The organism is Nocardioides ferulae (assembly GCF_003660455.1).
Classification (GTDB): Bacteria; Actinomycetota; Actinomycetes; order Propionibacteriales; family Nocardioidaceae; genus Nocardioides; species Nocardioides ferulae.
In genome coordinates this window covers 85,724-102,532 of record NZ_QZVR01000021.1, presented here as the reverse complement: position 1 = coordinate 102,532, position 16,809 = coordinate 85,724, and the positions used below count along the sequence as shown (strand labels likewise).

Genomic DNA, 16,809 nt, shown 5'->3' with positions numbered 1-16,809 from the left:
GTGTCCTGCAGCAGGTAGAGGTCGGCGTGAGGCAGGGGGTCCCCGGCGCCGTCACGCAACACCCCGGTCCACGTCACCGCCTCCTGGGGGACCAACTTCACGTCGACCGTCTGGTCACGGGAGGTCTCGATGCCGCGGACCACCGCCGGCTGGTAGCCGCTGCCGGGCGGTGGGGTGACCACCAGGTCGACCTGGGCGGCGTCCACGGAGAGCGCGTAGCGGCCGGTGGCGTCGACGCCGGTGCTGGCGAGGGTGGCCCCGCCCGAGGGGTCGGTGGCCTTCACGGTGGCGCCGACGACGCTGCCGTCGCCGTCGATGGTGACCCGGCCGGAGATCGTGGTGACGGCGGCCTGGCTGGGTGTCGCCAGTCCGGCGGTCAGCAGCACGGCGCTGAGCAGTGCCACCAGCAGCCGTGCCGCGGCCCGGACCTGCGTGCTGGGCCGGGGCCTGAGCTGCGTACGCACAACGTGCCTCGATGTGAGCCGGTGCATCCTCGACATGTCTCCCCCTCGTCATGACGGGGCGACCACCGACGGCCCCCCGACGTCGACACGAGGCTGACAGCGCGGAGACAGCACAGACGCTTCTTGAGCAGCCCTTAAGCCGTTCTTGAGCCGCCGCTAGACCAGTGCGGACGTGCGGCGGCTCAGGAGTCGGCGTCCGGACCCTCGCGGAGCAGGAAGTCGACCAGCTCGGCAGCCATCTTGTTCACCCGCCGGTCGGTCGCGACCCAGTCGGGGCCGTGGCCGATCATCCGCATCGTGATCGCGCCATAGAGGGAGTGGAACAGGGTCAGCCCGTCGAAGTCGTCGGCCAGCTCGCCGCGCTCCCGGGCCCGCGCGATCACTCCACGCGAGAGCGACTGCCGGCGGCGGTTCACCTTCTCCTGGTAGATCCGCATGCCGTGCGGGGCGCTGAACACGTCGATCGAGAGCCGCAGCGTCGCCCACCCGTAGGTCTCGGTGTAGGAGTGGATCAGCGTCGCGGCGAGGTGCTCCAGGTCGCCGCGCAGGGTGCCGGTGTCGACGTCCTCGAGGGTGTCCTGGTGAGCGCTCACGGCGTCGATCAGCAGCACCAGCTTGTCCTGCCAGCGCAGGTAGACCGTCGACTTGCCGACCCCGGCCCGGCGCGCCACCGCGTCCATCGTGAAGCCGGACCAGCCGCGCTCGACGTACTCCTCCAGCGCGGCGGCGAGGATGCGCGACTCCGCCCCCGGAGAGCGAGGGCGCCCGCGCGAGCGGCGAGGGGGCTCCATTGGCTGATTAGAACACCCCGGAGGGGGCGCGACGCGGAACCCGGCGCGCGCCACGGATCGCGTTGCGGTGAGCGGTCAGCACGGACCAGACCGGCGGTGGTGGCGTCGGCATCGGGCGGGGGTCACGCCGGGCGCGCCGGCGCCAGCCGCGGCTGCGCCGGATCCGGCAGTGGGATGCGCACGGTGGCACGCAGCGTCCGGTCGCCCTGCGGGCCCGGCGGCACGCTCGACCAGGTCGGCGAGCTCGGGCCGGCCCGGTGGATCGACTCGCGCCGCGACCGCACCACCATCACCTCGAACTCCCGCTGCCCGAGCGCCTGCGCCAGCGTCGCGCGAGCGGCGTACAGGTCGACCGCGGAGCGGCCGCTGACTAGCACCTCCAGCGGCAGCACCAGCCCGGGAGTTCGCGGCCGGGGGACCGCCAGCGACTCGACGGTGTCGTCCCAGCGGCGCGGGCGGGGGACCACGGCGCCGGCCGGTGGTGCCGGGCGCGGGCCGCGCTGCAGCTCGGCGCGCAGCGGCCACTCGGCGGGCACCTGCGCCAGCCAGTACGTCGTCGCGTCCGGGTCGGTGCTCAGCTCCAGCGGCGGCAGGCCCAGCTCGGCGCGGGAGACGACCACGGACAGGATCGACACGGTGGCCCCCCGGCTCTGCTGACGTTGGTGCTGCGGCGTGGCCTCTCACGCTAGGCGGCCCACCAAGTCGACGCGGCCGAACGAGGCGCGGATATGCACTCGTCTGGACCGGTTTCGTGGGTGTCGTCGTGGGGCCGGCTTCTCGGTGGCAGGACGTTGCGGGAAGCCGTGGGTGGAGAGTCGGCGATGCCGTGCTCGATGGACGAACTCAGCTCCACAGAGCGGAGTAGGGCAGCGCCCAGAGCCGGTCTCCGAACGGAAGTGGCTGCCGACCTGTGTACAGGACCACGCCCATGGCGAATCGGTCGTTCAGTTTGTCACGCAGGAGTGCAAGTCCCTTGAAATCCCTTTGTGAGACCGAGCCGGCTGCCTTCATCTCCACCCCGGCAACCCGGCGTCCGTCACTTTCGATGACGATGTCGACCTCGCGGCCGTCGCGGTCGCGGAAGTGGAAGAGCCTCGCGGGCGTCTGCGCCCAGACCAGTTGCCGGCGGAGCTCCCCGGAGACAAACGACTCGAACAGGCCTCCCGCCGCGTCGCTGACTGCTCCTGGAGCCATCGCGGCCGGCGTCACGTGGTTGAGTCGCGCTGCGAGACCCGTATCCAAGAGAGCGACCTTGGGTCGGCCGGTGACTCGTTTGGTGAGGTTGTCGCCCCAGGCCGGCAGAACCTGGATGAGATACAGGGTTTCCAGTAGGTCGAGGTATCCGGGCAGGCTGGTCTCCGGAATGCCGGCGTCTTTGGCGATCCGGGCCTTGACCAGTTCGCCGGAAGTGTTGGCGGCAAGCAGGCGGAGTAGGTCGGGCAGGCGGTCAAGGTGGGCAAGTCGGCTGAGACTCTGGGCATCGCGGGTCGTGATGCGCTTGACGTAGTTGTCGAACCAGGCACTGCGTCGTCGCCCCACGCGGGTGAGGGGTTCGGGGAAGCTGCCCGCGCAGACGGCCTCGAGGTACTCCTCACGGGAGAGCGTGCCGACTCTGGCGCTGAGCGCTCTCTCGTCGCCGGCGAGAAGGCGGTCGACGAAGTCCTCTCGGTGGCCGGCGAGCTCCCCCTGGCTCAGTCCGTACAACACCACCGTCTCCGCGCGGCCAGCCAGGCTCTCCTCGGTCCCTGGGATGTGCAGCAGATCTGCCGACCCGGTGACCAGGAACCGTCCCGGTCGCCGATCCTCCTCCACCGCGTCCTTCATCGCACGCACCAACTCCGGCACGCGCTGCACTTCGTCGATGACCAGAAGTCCATCGGTCTGGCGGACGAAGGCGTCCGGGTCAGCGCGGGCGGCGCCGTAGGCCGCGGCCGCGTCGAGGCTGAGCACGGTCGCATCCCGGCCGACCACCACCTCCCGCGCCAGGGTGCTCTTGCCCACCTGGCGGGCGCCCTGAATCACGGTGATGGGCGTGTCGGCCAGGGTCTCCTCGACCAGTTCTCGTGCGTGCCGTGTCCGCAGGCCTGTGAGGCGATCCCCCGGTCTCATGTGTGCGAGGCTACTCTGCTGACCTGCAGTTTCGCTGGGACAGTCGCGGATTCGCGGAGGTTGAGTCGCGGATTCGCGAAGGTCGAGTCGCGGATTCGCGCGGTCTCGGTGGCGGCTATGACACACGATGTGGAGACGCAGGCTCGCTGGTGACAAGCCACACGATCGACGGAGCGCAGCCCCGGCAGCCGTGAAGCGCTCGGTGACAGCCCGCCGCAAGTCCGGGAAGCCGAGGCCCGCCGACGAGCCACCCACCCGGCCGGCGTCCGGCCACCCTCTAGGGTCGGAGACGGCCACGCCGACGACCAGATGGCGGCCGGCCCGCCCCCCGAGAGGACCTCGATGGACTGGTTCGCAGCCAACACCCACCACTGGGACGAGTGGACGGTGGCGCAGCTGGTCGAGGCCAAGGGGTCGCAACGGGTCAGCCTGGTCGTCCCGGCCCGCAACGAGGCCGGCACCGTCGGCGACGTCGTCACCCGGGTCCGCGAGGCACTCGTCGACACCGCCGCGCTGCTCGACGAGATCGTCGTCATCGACTCCGACTCCACCGACGACACCTACGCGGTCGCCGCCGACGCGGGGGCCGTGGTGCACCGCTCCGCCGAGATCCGACCCGATCTCGGCAGCGTCCCCGGCAAGGGCGAGGCGATGTGGAAGTCGCTGTTCGTCACCCGCGGCGACCTGATCGTCTTCATGGACGCCGACCTCGTCGACTGGGACACCCACTTCGTCCCGGGCCTGCTCGGCCCGCTGCTCACCCGCCCCGACATCTCCCTGGTCAAGGGGTTCTACGAGCGCCCCGGCGAGTCCGGCTCCTCCCTCGACGGCGGGCGGGTCACCGAGCTCGTCGCCCGCCCGCTCATCGCCCTCGACCACCCCGAGCTCGCCGGACTCGTGCAGCCGCTCGCCGGCGAGTGGGCCGTGCGCCGGTCGCTGTTCGAGACGCTGCCGGTGCCGACTGGGTACGCCGTGGAGTTGGCCGCGCTCGTCGACACCGCCGCCGCCGTCGGGGTCGGCGCGATCGCGCAGGTCGACCTCGGCCGGCGGGCGCACTCCCACCAGGAGCTGCTCGACCTCGGGGCGATGGCCACCCAGATCCTCGCGGCGATCCAGCGGCGGTCTGCCGCTGGTCGAGCCGGCGAGCGCCAGCGAGCCGAGTCGAGACCCGGTGAGCCAGGAGGCGGTGGTGGGCACGGTGGTCTGCCGGGTGCGGGGGTCTCGACTCGCATCGGCGCTGGGGCGCCTCGCGGCTCGACCGACGGGGGTCCCGCCGCTGGCGCGCCTCGCGGCTCGACCGACGGTGGGGTCGTCGCGCTGCGGCAGTACCACCCCCGCGACGGCCAGATCGTCCCCGTCGACCGGTCCGTGCTCGTCGGCGAACGGCCGCCCGCGATCACCGTGTCTCGGCAAGCTCGACCCTCGCAGGCGTCATGACCCTCAAGCTGGGCCGGCACGAGTTCGCCGACGACGCCACCCTGATGATGGCGATCGTCAACCGCACCCCCGACTCTTTCTTCGACAAGGGAGCCACCTGGGCCGAGGACAAGGCCTTCGACCGCGTCGCCACCGTCGTCGAGCAGGGCGCCGAGATCGTCGACATCGGCGGCATCAAGGCCGCCCCCGGGGTCGAGATCGACGCGGCCGAGGAGAAGGCGCGCGTCGTCGACTTCGTGGCGCGGGTGCGCGCGGCGTACCCCTCCCTCGTCATCTCCGTCGACACCTGGCGCGCCGAGGTCGGCGACGCCGCCTGCGCCGCCGGCGCCGACCTGCTCAACGACGCCTGGGGCGGCGCCGACCCCGAGCTCGTCGACGTCGCCGCCGCCCACGACGCCGCCGTCGTCTGCACCCACACCGGCGGGGTGACGCCACGCACCCGCCCCTATCGGATCGAGTACGACGACGTGGTGCGGGCCGCGATCGACGACACCGTGGCCTACGCCGAGCGGGCGGTCGCCGCCGGTGTCGACCCCCGGTCGGTGGTCATCGACCCCGCCCACGACTTCGGCAAGAACACCTTCCACTCCCTCGAGGTGACCCGCCGGCTCGGAGAGATGGTCGACACCGGCTGGCCGGTCCTGGTGTCGCTGTCGAACAAGGACTTCGTCGGCGAGACCCTCGACCTGCCCGTGGGGGAGCGGCTGGTCGGCACCCTCGCCGCCACCGCCGTCTGCGCGCTGGCCGGGGCGCGGATCTATCGCGTGCACCAGGTCGTCGAGACCCGCCAGACCGTCGACATGGTGTGGACCATCGCCGGGCGGCGCCGCCCGGCCCGGGCGATCCGGGGGATCCAGTGAGCGCCCCCGCCCAGCCCGGCCGGCCGCGCCGGGTGGCCCTCGTGCCGGGCGTGCTCGCGCTGCTGCCGGAGTACGCCTCGCTCGTCGACCCCGTCGCCGACCTCCGCGCCGCCGCGCTCGGCGCGGTCGGGTGGCTCGCCGAGGCCGGACCTGTCGAGGTGGTCGCCGACGCCCAGGGCCAGCGGGTCGCCGCGCACCTGCTCGCCGAGGTCGGCGGGGTCGCCACCCAGCCGCTCGACGCCGGCGACGGCCCGGTGCTGGTCGTCGCCAACGGCACCGCCCGCCGCGGCGAGAAGGCCCCCGGGCACCTCGACGACCGGGCACGGCCCTTCGACGACCGGCTCGCCGTCGCGCTCGGCGTACCGGCTGGTGCCGCTGGCGCACCCGACCCGGCCGCCCTCGCCACCCTCGACGAGTCCCTGGCCGGCGAGCTGCTGGTCGGCCACGTCGCCGGGCTGCGGGCGCTCGGCCGGCTGCTCACGCCGGAGCGCCGGGCCGAGGTGGGCTATGCCGACGACCCGTTCGGCGTGCAGTACTGGGTGGTGCGGTGGGCATGAGGGTGCTCCTCGATCGCGGCCCCGACGCGCCGCTCCACCCCCGCGACCCCGAGCTCACCGACCAGCGCCTCGCCGCCGCGTACGCCGCGCCCGCCGACCCGTGGCTGCGGGTCAACATGATCGGCACCGTCGACGGGGCCGCCACCGGCGAGTCCGGCCGCAGCGGGTCGATCAACAACGCCGCCGACCACCGGGTGTTCGCGCTGCTGCGGCGGCTCGCCGACGCCGTGGTGGTGGGTGCCGGCACGGTGCGGGCCGAGGAGTACGGCCCGGCCGACGTGCCGATCGTCGTGGTCAGCCGCCGCGGCGAGGTGCCGCCCACGCTGCGCGGCGCCCCGCCCGGCCGCGTCCTGCTCGCGACGTGCGAGCACGCCGACGGCCTGGCGCGGGCCCGGTCGCTGCTGGGGGACGAACACGTGCTGGTGCTCGGCTCGCACCGCGTCGACCTCGCCCGGCTGCGCGCCACGCTCGTCGAGCGGGGCCTGCGGCAGCTGCTCGCCGAGGGCGGTCCGCACCTGCTGCGCGACCTGCTCGCCGCCGGCGTCGTCGACGAGCTGACCACCACTGTCGTGCCGCGGGTGATCGCCGGCGACCACCCGCGGATCACCGCCGGCCCGCCCGTCGACGTGCCGCTCGAGCTGCGGCTGCTGCTCGAGGCCGAGGGCACGCTGCTGGCCCGGTGGTTCGTCGCCCGCTGAGAACGCGAGACGTGATCGTGTGGATCTGCACGCATCAGGCACGTGCAGATCCACACGATCACGCGCCCCTCTAGGGTTCAGCCATGCGCAGGGGGGACGTTGTGGTGGTGGCGGCGGTGACCACCGCGCTCACCCTGCTGCTCCTCGCCGGCCACGGACCCTGGGCCGGGCGGCCGATCCTCACGATCAGCGCCGGCAGCCACGGCCTCAACGCCGGCGACGTGCCGGTGCTGGTGCTGTGGGCGGCCGCGATGGTGGCCTGCGCCCGGCTGTGGCGCGACGCCGGGCCGTCGCGCTGAGCCGCGCTGCTCGGCGTACGGCGTGGGGTGCGGGGCGGCACCGAGCCGTCACACGTTCCGCGACACGCCGCGAAAACCCGGGAATCAGTGACGGGTCGGCGAGAGACGCGGGCCCGGAATGCCGACGGCCGTCGCGGGGTTACGACTCCACGTGACCACCGACGACTCCCGACGCGTCTCACTGCTGCTCGGGGTGCTGTTCGGGCTCGCGGGCATGGGGTCGGCGTCCGCGGCGATCGTGGTGCCGATCATCAGCGACGAGTTCGGGCTCGGCGTCGGCGGCGCCACCTGGACGATCAGCCTCTATGCGCTGATGTTCGCGGTCACCACCGCCGTCTACGGCCGGGTCTCCGACCTGGTCGGCATCAAGGCGCCACTGCTGTTCGGCATCGTGCTGATGAGCGGCGGCGCGCTGGTCGCCGCCCTCGCCCCGACGTTCGGGCTGCACCTGGTCGGCCGGCTGCTCCAGGGCGCCGGCGCCGCCGCCGTGCCCACGCTCGGCGTAGCCGTGCTCACCAGCCGGTACGACGCCCGGTTGCGCAGCCTGGCGCTCGGCCGGCTGGCCGCCACCGCCGCCGCGATCTCCTGCCTCGGCCCGCTGCTCGGCGGCGCCGTCGAGCACAGCCTCGGGTGGCGCGCGGTGATGGCGATCCCGATCCTCGGGGCGCTGGTGCTGCCGTTCCTGTGGCCCGCGCTCAGCGGCGAGGGCACCCGCGCCGAGCTCGACCTGATCGGCGCCGCCCTGGTCGCGGCCACCGCCGCCGGGCTGGTGCTGCTCGTGCAGTCGCCCTCGACCGGCGCCACCGTCGCCGTGATCGGGCTGCTGCTGCTCGTCTGCGGACTCCCCGCCGTCGCCTGGTGGGTGCGCCGCCGGCCACACGGCTTCCTGCCGGTCGCGGTGATCCGCAACGGCACCGTGGTGCGCCACGCGCTCGCCGGATCCGCCGTGCCCGCCGCCTGGTTCGCGCAACTGATCGCGGTGCCCGCGGTGCTGATCGGCGACGGCTGGCAGACCTGGACCGTCGGCCTGCTGCTCGTGCCCAGCGCCGTGCTCGCCGCCCTCGTGCCGCGCCTCACCGGCGGCCTCATCGACCGGCTCGGACCCAGCGGCTCGCTGTCGGTCTCGGCCGCGGTCGCCGCAGGCTCCCTCGGCGTCTGCGCCATCGGCGCCGCCACCGTCTCGCCGGTGCTGCTCGCCCTCGGCATCGTGCTCAACACCTTCGCCTTCGGCATCGGCCAGCCCTCGATGACCGCCGCGGTCGGCGACGCCGTCGCCCCCGAGGTGCGCGGCATCGCCCTCGGCGTCGCCACCCTGGTGTTCATGACCGGCGGCAGCGTCGGCTCCGCGGTGGTCGGCGGGCTCGGCGACGTGGCCGGCATCGGCGCCAGCCTCGGCGTACTCGCCGCGCTGCCACTGCTCGGCGTACTCGCTCTGGTGCCGGAGGTGCGCCGCACCGCCGGGGTCGTCGGCTAGGCGCTCACCCCCGCCGCGGCGGGTCGTGGGACGTCATACGAGGCGGTCGCTCTGGGAGCCATCCCGTATGACGTCCCGATGGCCTCGGCAGGACGTCATACGAGGCGGTCGCTCTGGGAGCCATCCCGTATGACGTCCCGGACGGCCGCGGCTCACACCACCTCGGCGACGATCGCCGCCAGCTCGACCACGCCCAGCAGCAGCACCACCGCGACGATCACCCCTACCCGCGCGCCGACCCCGACCCGTTTCCGGCCGCCGGAGACCACAGCCAGCGCGAACAGCCCGGCCAGCGCCGCCGCCCACACGACCGGACCGATCCGGTCGGCGGTCAGCCGGGCCAGCGCAAGCAAGGCCACCGCCAGCGACAGGGCGGTCCGCAGCTCCGCGAGCTGGGTGCGCTCGGGCGCCAGCCCCGCCTCCCGCGCGACCCGACTCACCCAGCCACCCGACTCACCCAGCCACCCGACTCATCCGGCCAGCACCAGCACCACCAGCAGCACCGCCACCAGCGCGGTGCCCAACGCCAGCACCACCCCGGCTCGCAGCCCGCCGATCGGCGCGCCCCGCCGGATCGCCCGCTCGGTCCCCGCCCACCGCAGCCAGCCCAGCACCGCGCACACCAGCGCCAGCACCACCAGCAGCATCGACAGCGACCGGGTCGCCCACTCCGGGTAGTCCGTCGGCACCGCGTCCAGCGCCACCCCGCCCGCCATCAACGCCAGCGAGGTGCGCACCCAGGCCAGGAACGTGCGCTCGTTGGCGAGCGAGAACCGGTAGTCCGGCTCATCGCCCTGCCCGTAGACCTGGTCCGGCCAGCGCCGGCCCATCGGCGTACCTCCTGCTGGTCGCGGCTGACGTCGGCAACCTATCGGGCGTGGCCGCCGCTAGCCCTGCTGCACCAGCCCGATGTCCTCGCCCGGCAGCACCACCTTGTCCTCGGCGCGCTCCCGCCGCGAGACCAGCAGCGTCAGCAGCGACACCGCCACCCAGGCGACGAGTACCAGGAGCGGCCGCGTCTCCAGCCGCGAGAAGTACGCCGCGTCGGTCACCGCCTCCAGCGCCGCGCCGTGCGGCACCAGCTCGGTCACCCACGGCCACGGGCGCGGCAGCAGCCCGGTATCGCGGCCGGTCGCCAGCGGCGTCATCAGCAGCACCGCCACCGCCACCGCGAGACCGATCCCGCCGATGCCGGCCAGCGACTCGTAGGCCAGCACCAGGAACGACGACGACATCATCGTCAGCCAACCCAGCAGCCACAGCTCCGGCCACGCCCCGGCATACCCCCACGCCTGCACCGCGGTCGCCGCCACCGCCGCGAGCGCCGCCGTGGCCGCCGCCATCGAGGTGATCCGGACCGCCGCGCGAGCACCGGTGCGCGCGACCGGACCCCACCCGAACGAGACCACCAGGCTGAGCAGGAACCCGGCCACGATCCAGCCCAGCGAGACGTACGCCGCGCCGAGCCGGTCGACGTCGCCGTTGGCCAGGGGCCGCACCCGCACAACCTTCACCTCGCGGGCGAACGTGGATGCCACCGCCCGCGCCTCGGCGGCCAGCGCCTCGACCAGCACCGGGTCACGCACCGAGGCGACGTAGAGCACGTCGCCGTCGGCCACCAGGTCGATCGCCAGGGCCGCGGTGACCTCGCCGCGGACCACGCTCGCGCGCGGGTCGACGTCGGCGTCGAGCGGCACCGCCACGACCGGCCGCCCCGGCAGCGCGTTGGCCCGGTCGGCCAGCGACTGCACCACCACCGGCGGGCCGGACAGCCCCAGGTCGACGCCCCTCAGCTCGGTCTCCGTGGCCGCCAACTGCCAGGCGACCGCCGCCTGCGCGACCACGACCGCCGCGAGCAGCGCCAGCACCGCCCGCGGGAAGACCTGCCGCAGCGACGCCATGGCGCCCAGCCTAGAGAGCGGCCGCCCTCCGGGAGGCCGAGGGGCGGCCGTCACACCCGGCGTACCCACGCACCGGCGCACCCGCCCGATCCACCGTCCGGCGTGACACGAGATCATGGCCGCGACCCCCGGTCGGCCACGGGCCGGCCACGAGCGCAGGAGGTGCGATGCCGGAGTCCGGCGCCGTGACCACCAAGGTGCCGTGGCGCCTGCGCGTCATGACGGTGGTGGGGCCGGTGCTGCTGCTGTCGTTCCTCGCGGTCGCGCTGGTGCCCGAGGTCGACGTCGACATCACCGCGCCGCGGGTCGCCGAGGCCGCGCAGACCAAGTGCCTGCCGACCGGCGACCTCGACAGCGTCCGCGCCCTGAACCGGTTCGCCGCCACCGTCCGGGGCGGCGGGGAGTTCGCCGGAGCCGACGTCGGCGCGAGCACGGTGCTCCAGGACGGCCGCCGGCTGCTGGTCTTCGGCGACACCCTGCGCGCCGCCGACTTCGAGGGGCAGCGGTTCGTGCGCAACTCGATGCTGGTCTTCTCACCCGGCTGCGCCAGCGTGGTGATGCCCGCCGACCACGGCGCGCTGATCCCCGACCGAGCCGACGGCGTGGGCTACTGGCCGATGTCGGTCGCCCGCGCCCGGCGGGCCGGCTACGACCTGGTGATCGTCTTCGCCCAGCGGGTCCGCAGCACCGGCGGCGCCGACGACGCGTTCGCCTTCGAGAACCTCGGCCCCGCGGCGGCGGTGTTCGTCGTCCCGCGAGGGGAGTCGCCGCAGCTGGCCAGCGTGCAGGACTTCGGCCCCGACCGGCCCGGGACCGAGCACCCCACCTGGGGGGCAGCCACCGAGGTCGCCGACGGTGGGAACGGCGAGTGGGTCTACCTCTACGGCACCTCGCGTCCCGAGGTCGAGGGTGTCTTCGGGTTCGCGCTGCAGGTGGCGCGGGTGCGGCCCGAGGAGGTGCTCGAGCAGGACGAGTGGCGCTACTGGGACGGCACCGACTGGGTCGCCGACCCCGACGCGGCCGCCGAGCTGATCGACGCGGTCGGCGGGGTGTCGCAGACGTTGAGCGTCTTCGAGAAGGACGGCACCTGGTACGCCGTCAGCAAGCGCGACGAGTTCCTCGGCACCGACCTCGCCGCCTGGACCGCCTCCGCCCCGACCGGGCCGTTCGCGCCCCCGGTGGCGTTGGCCGAGCTGCCCTCCACCGAGCAGGAGCTGCGCTACATGCCGCTGGCGCACCCGCAGCTGCTGCCCCGGCCGGGCTCGGTGGTGGTCTCCTACAGTCGCAACAACCCCGACGTCGGCAAGGTGCTCGACGACCCGTTCCTCTACCGGCCGCGGTTCCTGCGGGTCGACCTTCCGTAGCCGGGGTCTCGGCAGGCTCGACCACCGGTGGCGACTCGACCACCGGGAGAGGATCAGTCGGCCGAGAGCGCGTCGTCCATCGGGGAACGTGGGGCAGGCGCGGACGCCGACGCAGCCGGGGCCGCGAGCAGCCCGAGGTACTCGTCCATCAGCGCCGACAGCTCGTCGTGGTCGTCGGGGTCGCGGCCCACCTGGAACCCGGCCAGGATCACCACGCCCAGCAGTGCCAGCCGGGCCGCCCGCTCCGCGTCGCCCACGATCCGGTGCACCAGCCGCTGCACGGCCTCCAGCCGCCGGGCGTCCACCCGGGCCTGAGCCGCGGCGACCTGCTCGTCGGTGTGGCTCCACGCCCGCAGCGCCGCCTCGGCGCGGTGCGGCAGCGCGTGCACCGCCTCGCGGATCAGCGGCAACCCGGCGAGCGGGTCGCCCACCTGCTCGAGCAGCTCGGCGTACTGCTCGGTCTTGGACCGCTCCCAGTGCGCGAGCAGCTCGCCCACGAACGCGCGCATGCTCGGGAAGTGGTGGTAGAACGACCCGGTGGTGACCCCCAGGTCGCTGCACAGACGCCCCACCTTCAGGGCGCCCGGCCCCTCCGCGGCGAGCAGCCGCAGCGCGCAGTCGTAGTAGTCGGCTCGGTTGACCAGAATCGTCATGGGCCCTCCCCCAGGGCTGGATCGACAGTGATGGTGCCGGCACCTCCCTGGTCCAGGGACCGGGCTATCACGAGGCGCTGGATCTGGTTGGTGCCTTCGAAGATCTGCATGACCTTCGCTTCCCGCAGGTACCTCTCGACGGGGAAGTCTCTCGTGTAGCCGTAGCCGCCGAGCACCTGCACGGCGTCGGTGGTCACCTTCATCGCGTTGTCGGTGGCGACCAGCTTCGCGACCGACGCCTCGCGCCCGTAGGGCAGGCCGCGGTCCTTGAGCCGCGCCGCGTGCAGCATCGTCGCGCGCGCCGACTGCACCGCCGCCTCCATGTCGGCGAGCAGGAAGCCCAGCCCCTGGTGGTCGATGATCCGGCGGCCGAACGTCTCCCGCTGCTGCGCGTACGCCGTCGCGGCATCCAGCGCACCCTGGGCCAGCCCGGTCGCCACCGCGGCAATCCCGAGCCGGCCGGCGTCGAGCCCGGCGAGCGCGATCCGCAGGCCCTCACCCTCGGCGCCGAGCCGACGCTCGGCGCTCACCCGCACCCCGTCGAACCGCATGGTCGCGGTGGTGGAGCCGGTCAGCCCCATCTTCCGCTCGGCCGGGTCGGCCTCCAGGCCGGGGGAGTCGGCCGGCACCAGGAAGCAGGAGATGCCGTTGCGCTCCTCGGAGGTGCGGGCCATCACCTTGTAGAAGTCGGCCTCGCCGCCGTGGGTGGTCCACGCCTTCGCGCCGGTGATCACATAGTCGTCGCCGTCGCGGCGGGCGGTGGTGCGCATCGCCGCCGGGTCGGAGCCGGCGTGCGGCTCGGAGAGGCAGTAGGCGCCGAGCAGCTCCCCGCCGAGCATGTCGGGCAGCCACGCCTGCTGCTGCTCAGGGGTGCCGCGGGTGACCAGGCCGAAGCACGACAGCGCGTGCACGCTGGTGCCGACGCCGACGCTCGCCCACACCGAGCCGATCTCCTCCAGGACCTGGAGGTAGACCTCGTAGGGCTGCCCGCCGCCGCCCAGCTCCTCGGCGTACGGCAGACCCAGCAGGCCGGCCCGGCCCAGGGTGCGGAACACCTCGCGCGGGAACGTCGCGGTCTCCTCGGCCTCCGCCGCACGCGGGGCGAGCTCGCGGGCGACCAGGTCGCGCACCAGCCGCAGCAGGTCGGCAGACTCCTCGGACGGCAACACACGGGTCGCGGGCACGACGACACCCCATTCTCAAGATCTAGGCAAAGTTAAGTCCCCAGTCTCCCAGTTGGCAGCCGAACGGCCACGGACCACCCGAGTGGGCCATCCGCGATTCACCGGACCGGCAGACCGGAGGCGGTCGGCCGCCTAACCTCGAAGGATGCGCATCGACTGGGTCCCGGCCTCGGCGGCGCTCCTCGTCACCGGGGCGATGTCGCTCGCCTTCGCCCAGCTGCTGGCCGCCGGCGACTCCGACCTGCGCACGGCGCTGAGCATCGTGGAGCGCGAGGACGGCCGCTGGTTGGCCGCCTCGGCGCTCGACTTCCTCGCCGCGGTGGCGTTGACCATGGGGGTGCCGGCGGTGCTGTCGCTGTTCCGGGACCGGGGCCGCTACACCTCGGTCGCGGCCGCGTGCCTGCTGGTGGTGGGGTTCGTCGGGCTGGCCGGCTACAGCATGCTGCTGGTCTTCTTCCGGGCGCTGGTCCGCAGCGACGCGGTGCGGGGGAGAGCCCTCGACGACGTGCTGGACGACCCCGGACTGCAGGCGTTCCTGATCGTCTGGGTGGCGGCCTTCCTGATCGGCGAGCTGCTGCTCCTGATCGCGCTGGTTCAGGCCGGCCCGGCGGCCGCACCGGCGTGGGTGCCGGTGGCGCTGGGCGCGCACCTGTTCCTCCAGTCGCTCCTCGTGGTGCTGCCCGAGACGGTCGCCCGCAGCAGCGCGCTGCTGCTGACGGCGGCGCTGTGCGGGTTGGCGATCCGGGCGGCGCGGCCCGAGCCGGCGCACGGCACAGGCTGAGCCGCGGGCGCTACCCGCGGCCGGCGCGTGGGGAACCGGCCGCGGCCCTGCCCGCGCGGCGTACCGGATCAGGGCGGCCCGTGGCAGGCGGCCCGCTGTCCGAGTCAGGTCAGGTCACGGGCCGCCGGCACCGCTCAGGGCTTGGCGCCCTTGCGGGCCCGGGACGCCATCTTGGCCCGCTCGTTCTGGTCGAGCACCACCTTGCGGATGCGCACGGTCTCGGGGGTGACCTCGACGCACTCGTCCTCGCGGCAGAACTCCAGGCACTGCTCGAGGCTCAGCTTGCGCGGCGGGATCAGCTTCTCGAAGTTGTCGGAGGTGGCGGACCGGATGTTGGTCTGCTGCTTCTCCTTGGTGATGTTGACGTCCATGTCGTCGGCGCGGGAGTTCTCGCCGACGATCATGCCCTCGTAGACCTCGGTGGTCGGCTCGACGAACATCACCCCGCGCTCCTGCAGGTTCGTCATGGCGTACGCCGTGGCGGCGCCGGAGCGGTCGGCGACCAGCGAGCCGGACGCGCGGGAGCGGATCTCGCCGGCCCACGGCTCGTACTTCTCGAAGACGTGGTGGGCGATGCCGGTGCCGCGGGTCTCGGTGAGGAACTCGGTGCGGAAGCCGATCAGGCCGCGCGCGGGCACCAGGAACTCCATGCGCACCCAGCCGGTGCCGTGGTTGGTCATCTGCTCCATCCGGCCCTTGCGGGTCGCGAGCAGCTCGGTGATCGTGCCGAGGTACTCCTCGGGGGCGTCGATGGTGAGCCGCTCGACCGGCTCGTGCACCTTGCCGTCGATCTCGCGGGTGACCACCTGCGGCTTGCCGACGGTCAGCTCGTAGCCCTCGCGGCGCATCTGCTCGACCAGGATCGCCAGCGCCAGCTCGCCGCGGCCCTGCACCTCCCAGGCGTCGGGGCGCTCGGTGGGCAGGATGCGCAGGCTGACGTTGCCGATCAGCTCGGAGTCGAGCCGGTCCTTGACCAGCCGGGCGGTCACCTTGTGGCCCTTGCCGCCCTTGCCGACCAGCGGCGAGGTGTTGGTGCCGATCGTCATCGAGATCGCCGGCTCGTCGACGTGGATCAGCGGCAGCGCGACCGGGTTCTCGGGGTCGGCCAGCGTCTCGCCGATGGTGATCTCGGGGATGCCCGCGACCGCGACGATGTCGCCGGGGCCGGCCTTCTCGCCCGGCTTGCGCTCCAGGCCCTCGGTGATCAGCAGCTCGGTGATCTTGACGTTCTTCACGCTGCCGTCGCGGCGCATCCAGGCCACCGTCTGGCCCTTGCGCAGCTCGCCCTCGTGCACCCGCACCAGCGCCAGCCGGCCCAGGAACGGCGAGGCGTCGAGGTTGGTGACGTGGGCCTGCAGCGGCGCGCCCGGCGTGTACGACGGCGCCGGGATCGTCTCGAGGATCGTCTTGAACAGCGGCTCGAGGCTGTCGCCCTCGGGCATCGTGCCGTCGGCGGGCTGCTCCAGGGAGGCGATGCCGGCCTTGCCCGAGGCGTAGACGACCGGGAAGTCGAGGGCGGCCTGGCTGTGGCTGTCGTCGAGCAGGTCCATGAACAGCTCGTAGCTGTCGTCGACGACCTCGCTGATCCGGGCGTCGCCGCGGTCGGTCTTGTTGACCACCAGGATCACCGGCATGTCGGCGTTGAGGGCCTTGCGCAGCACGAAGCGGGTCTGCGGCAGCGGCCCCTCGGAGGCGTCGACGAGCAGCACGATGCCGTCGACCATCGACAGCGCGCGCTCGACCTCGCCGCCGAAGTCGGCGTGGCCGGGGGTGTCGATGATGTTGATCGTCATCGACTCGCCGCCGGCGGAGGGCCCGGTGTAGTGGATCGCGGTGTTCTTGGCGAGGATCGTGATCCCCTTCTCGCGCTCCAGGTCGCCTGAGTCCATGACCCGGTCGGCCACCCCCTCGGCCTGGTGCTCGGTGAAGGCGCCGCCCTGGCGGAGCATGGCGTCGACCAGCGTGGTCTTGCCGTGGTCGACGTGGGCGACGATCGCGACGTTGCGCAGGTTCGCGCTGGCGGTGCGGTCGGTGGAGGCGGGAGAAGACATACGGAGCTCGGGCTCCCTTTCGGCTGGCGGTCCGCCGGGCTGGCGGTCGTGACGGGGACGTCGGGTGCGGCGGTGGCGCGGCGGCGCTGCTGCGCGGACGATCCGACGGGCCCCGGGAAGTGTAGTGGCCGCCGGGGCGAGCGGCGGCATCGTCGGTCGGCACCGCCGCGCCTGGACAGGTGCTTC

General features: G+C 73.5%; 18 protein-coding genes. 8 read left to right on the top strand and 10 right to left on the bottom strand.

Features of this window, described 5'->3' with window-relative positions; all coding sequences use genetic code 11:
- The 4 genes from D6B71_RS18915 to D6B71_RS18900 all read right to left on the bottom strand — a co-directional run.
- Positions 1–464 (bottom strand): carboxypeptidase-like regulatory domain-containing protein (locus D6B71_RS18915; RefSeq protein ID WP_164519740.1); only part of this gene is annotated, 464 nt, incomplete at its 3' end.
- Between the two features lie 182 nt (positions 465–646).
- Entirely contained in the window at positions 647–1,255 is a 609-nt protein-coding gene (locus tag D6B71_RS18910) for a TetR/AcrR family transcriptional regulator (RefSeq protein WP_121257980.1), read from the bottom strand.
- 122 nt (positions 1,256–1,377) lie between these two features.
- A complete protein-coding gene (locus tag D6B71_RS18905; RefSeq protein WP_121257978.1) occupies positions 1,378–1,890 on the bottom strand; it encodes a hypothetical protein in 513 nt (170 codons plus the stop codon).
- 208 nt (positions 1,891–2,098) lie between these two features.
- Positions 2,099–3,364: an ATP-binding protein gene (locus D6B71_RS18900; RefSeq protein ID WP_121257976.1), complete on the bottom strand. Its 1,266-nt coding sequence runs from the start codon at positions 3,362–3,364 to the stop codon at positions 2,099–2,101.
- A gap of 342 nt (positions 3,365–3,706) precedes the next feature.
- On the opposite strand from D6B71_RS18900, the gene D6B71_RS18895 reads away from it, so the two are divergent.
- From D6B71_RS18895 to D6B71_RS18870, 6 genes are all read left to right on the top strand, one after another.
- Positions 3,707–4,801: a glucosyl-3-phosphoglycerate synthase gene (locus D6B71_RS18895; RefSeq protein WP_240641554.1), complete on the top strand. Its 1,095-nt coding sequence runs from the start codon at positions 3,707–3,709 to the stop codon at positions 4,799–4,801.
- Positions 4,798–5,661 carry a dihydropteroate synthase gene (folP, locus tag D6B71_RS18890; protein WP_121257974.1) on the top strand — a complete coding sequence of 288 codons (864 nt, stop codon included), beginning with the start codon at positions 4,798–4,800 and terminating at the stop codon, positions 5,659–5,661. Before D6B71_RS18895 ends, folP begins: the two co-directional genes overlap by 4 nt.
- Positions 5,658–6,218 (top strand): class III extradiol ring-cleavage dioxygenase family protein, encoded by a 561-nt coding sequence (locus D6B71_RS18885; RefSeq protein WP_121257972.1) that lies wholly within the window; start codon positions 5,658–5,660, stop codon positions 6,216–6,218. Before folP ends, D6B71_RS18885 begins: the two co-directional genes overlap by 4 nt.
- On the top strand, positions 6,215–6,916 hold the full coding sequence (locus D6B71_RS18880; RefSeq protein WP_121257995.1) for a dihydrofolate reductase family protein: 702 nt from the start codon (positions 6,215–6,217) through the stop codon (positions 6,914–6,916). Before D6B71_RS18885 ends, D6B71_RS18880 begins: the two co-directional genes overlap by 4 nt.
- 83 nt (positions 6,917–6,999) lie before the next feature.
- Positions 7,000–7,215 (top strand): hypothetical protein, encoded by a 216-nt coding sequence (locus tag D6B71_RS18875; protein WP_126688323.1) that lies wholly within the window; start codon positions 7,000–7,002, stop codon positions 7,213–7,215.
- 151 nt (positions 7,216–7,366) lie between these two features.
- On the top strand, positions 7,367–8,689 hold the full coding sequence (locus D6B71_RS18870; RefSeq protein WP_164519739.1) for an MFS transporter: 1,323 nt from the start codon (positions 7,367–7,369) through the stop codon (positions 8,687–8,689).
- A 152-nt stretch (positions 8,690–8,841) separates the two neighbouring features.
- On the opposite strand, the gene D6B71_RS18865 is transcribed toward D6B71_RS18870, so the two are convergent.
- The 3 genes from D6B71_RS18865 to D6B71_RS22930 are packed head-to-tail and all read right to left on the bottom strand — an operon-like array spanning position 8,842 to position 10,590.
- Positions 8,842–9,129 carry a DUF202 domain-containing protein gene (locus D6B71_RS18865; protein WP_121257966.1) on the bottom strand — a complete coding sequence of 96 codons (288 nt, stop codon included), beginning with the start codon at positions 9,127–9,129 and terminating at the stop codon, positions 8,842–8,844.
- Between the two features lie 30 nt (positions 9,130–9,159).
- On the bottom strand, positions 9,160–9,519 hold the full coding sequence (locus D6B71_RS18860; protein WP_121257964.1) for a YidH family protein: 360 nt from the start codon (positions 9,517–9,519) through the stop codon (positions 9,160–9,162).
- 57 nt (positions 9,520–9,576) lie between these two features.
- Positions 9,577–10,590: a hypothetical protein gene (locus D6B71_RS22930; protein WP_164519738.1), complete on the bottom strand. Its 1,014-nt coding sequence runs from the start codon at positions 10,588–10,590 to the stop codon at positions 9,577–9,579.
- Between the two features lie 167 nt (positions 10,591–10,757).
- Between D6B71_RS22930 and D6B71_RS18850 the strand changes: the two genes are divergently transcribed.
- Positions 10,758–11,954, top strand: coding sequence for a DUF4185 domain-containing protein (locus D6B71_RS18850; protein WP_121257962.1), 1,197 nt, complete (start codon positions 10,758–10,760; stop codon positions 11,952–11,954).
- Between the two features lie 53 nt (positions 11,955–12,007).
- Here the strand turns inward: D6B71_RS18850 and D6B71_RS18845 are convergent, their stop codons facing one another.
- The gene (locus D6B71_RS18845; protein ID WP_121257960.1) at positions 12,008–12,607 is read right to left on the bottom strand and encodes a TetR/AcrR family transcriptional regulator; all 600 of its coding nucleotides are present in this window, start codon (positions 12,605–12,607) and stop codon (positions 12,008–12,010) included.
- Complete coding sequence (locus tag D6B71_RS18840) at positions 12,604–13,791, bottom strand: acyl-CoA dehydrogenase family protein (RefSeq protein ID WP_121257958.1); 1,188 nt, start codon at positions 13,789–13,791, stop codon at positions 12,604–12,606. Before D6B71_RS18840 ends, D6B71_RS18845 begins: the two co-directional genes overlap by 4 nt.
- A gap of 145 nt (positions 13,792–13,936) precedes the next feature.
- Here D6B71_RS18840 and D6B71_RS18835 point away from each other — a divergent pair, with 145 nt between their 5' ends.
- On the top strand, positions 13,937–14,572 hold the full coding sequence (locus D6B71_RS18835) for a hypothetical protein (protein WP_121257956.1): 636 nt from the start codon (positions 13,937–13,939) through the stop codon (positions 14,570–14,572).
- Between the two features lie 134 nt (positions 14,573–14,706).
- On the opposite strand, the gene typA is transcribed toward D6B71_RS18835, so the two are convergent.
- On the bottom strand, positions 14,707–16,623 hold the full coding sequence (gene typA / locus D6B71_RS18830; protein ID WP_121257954.1) for a translational GTPase TypA: 1,917 nt from the start codon (positions 16,621–16,623) through the stop codon (positions 14,707–14,709).
- Positions 16,624–16,809: the final 186 nt, after the last annotated feature.

Bases quoted from the DNA above. Each gene is read 5' to 3' on its own strand.
- D6B71_RS18910 (WP_121257980.1), bottom strand. From the start codon at position 1,255: ATGGAGCCCCCTCGCCGCTCGCGCGGGCGCCCTCGCTCTCCGGGGGCG.
- D6B71_RS18900 (WP_121257976.1), bottom strand. From the start codon at position 3,364: ATGAGACCGGGGGATCGCCTCACAGGCCTGCGGACACGGCACGCACGA.
- D6B71_RS18895 (WP_240641554.1), top strand. From the start codon at position 3,707: ATGGACTGGTTCGCAGCCAACACCCACCACTGGGACGAGTGGACGGTG.
- folP (WP_121257974.1), top strand. From the start codon at position 4,798: ATGACCCTCAAGCTGGGCCGGCACGAGTTCGCCGACGACGCCACCCTG.
- D6B71_RS18880 (WP_121257995.1), top strand. From the start codon at position 6,215: ATGAGGGTGCTCCTCGATCGCGGCCCCGACGCGCCGCTCCACCCCCGC.
- D6B71_RS18875 (WP_126688323.1), top strand. From the start codon at position 7,000: ATGCGCAGGGGGGACGTTGTGGTGGTGGCGGCGGTGACCACCGCGCTC.
- D6B71_RS18860 (WP_121257964.1), bottom strand. From the start codon at position 9,519: ATGGGCCGGCGCTGGCCGGACCAGGTCTACGGGCAGGGCGATGAGCCG.
- D6B71_RS22930 (WP_164519738.1), bottom strand. From the start codon at position 10,590: ATGGCGTCGCTGCGGCAGGTCTTCCCGCGGGCGGTGCTGGCGCTGCTC.
- D6B71_RS18850 (WP_121257962.1), top strand. From the start codon at position 10,758: ATGCCGGAGTCCGGCGCCGTGACCACCAAGGTGCCGTGGCGCCTGCGC.
- D6B71_RS18845 (WP_121257960.1), bottom strand. From the start codon at position 12,607: ATGACGATTCTGGTCAACCGAGCCGACTACTACGACTGCGCGCTGCGG.
- D6B71_RS18835 (WP_121257956.1), top strand. From the start codon at position 13,937: ATGCGCATCGACTGGGTCCCGGCCTCGGCGGCGCTCCTCGTCACCGGG.
- typA (WP_121257954.1), bottom strand. From the start codon at position 16,623: ATGTCTTCTCCCGCCTCCACCGACCGCACCGCCAGCGCGAACCTGCGC.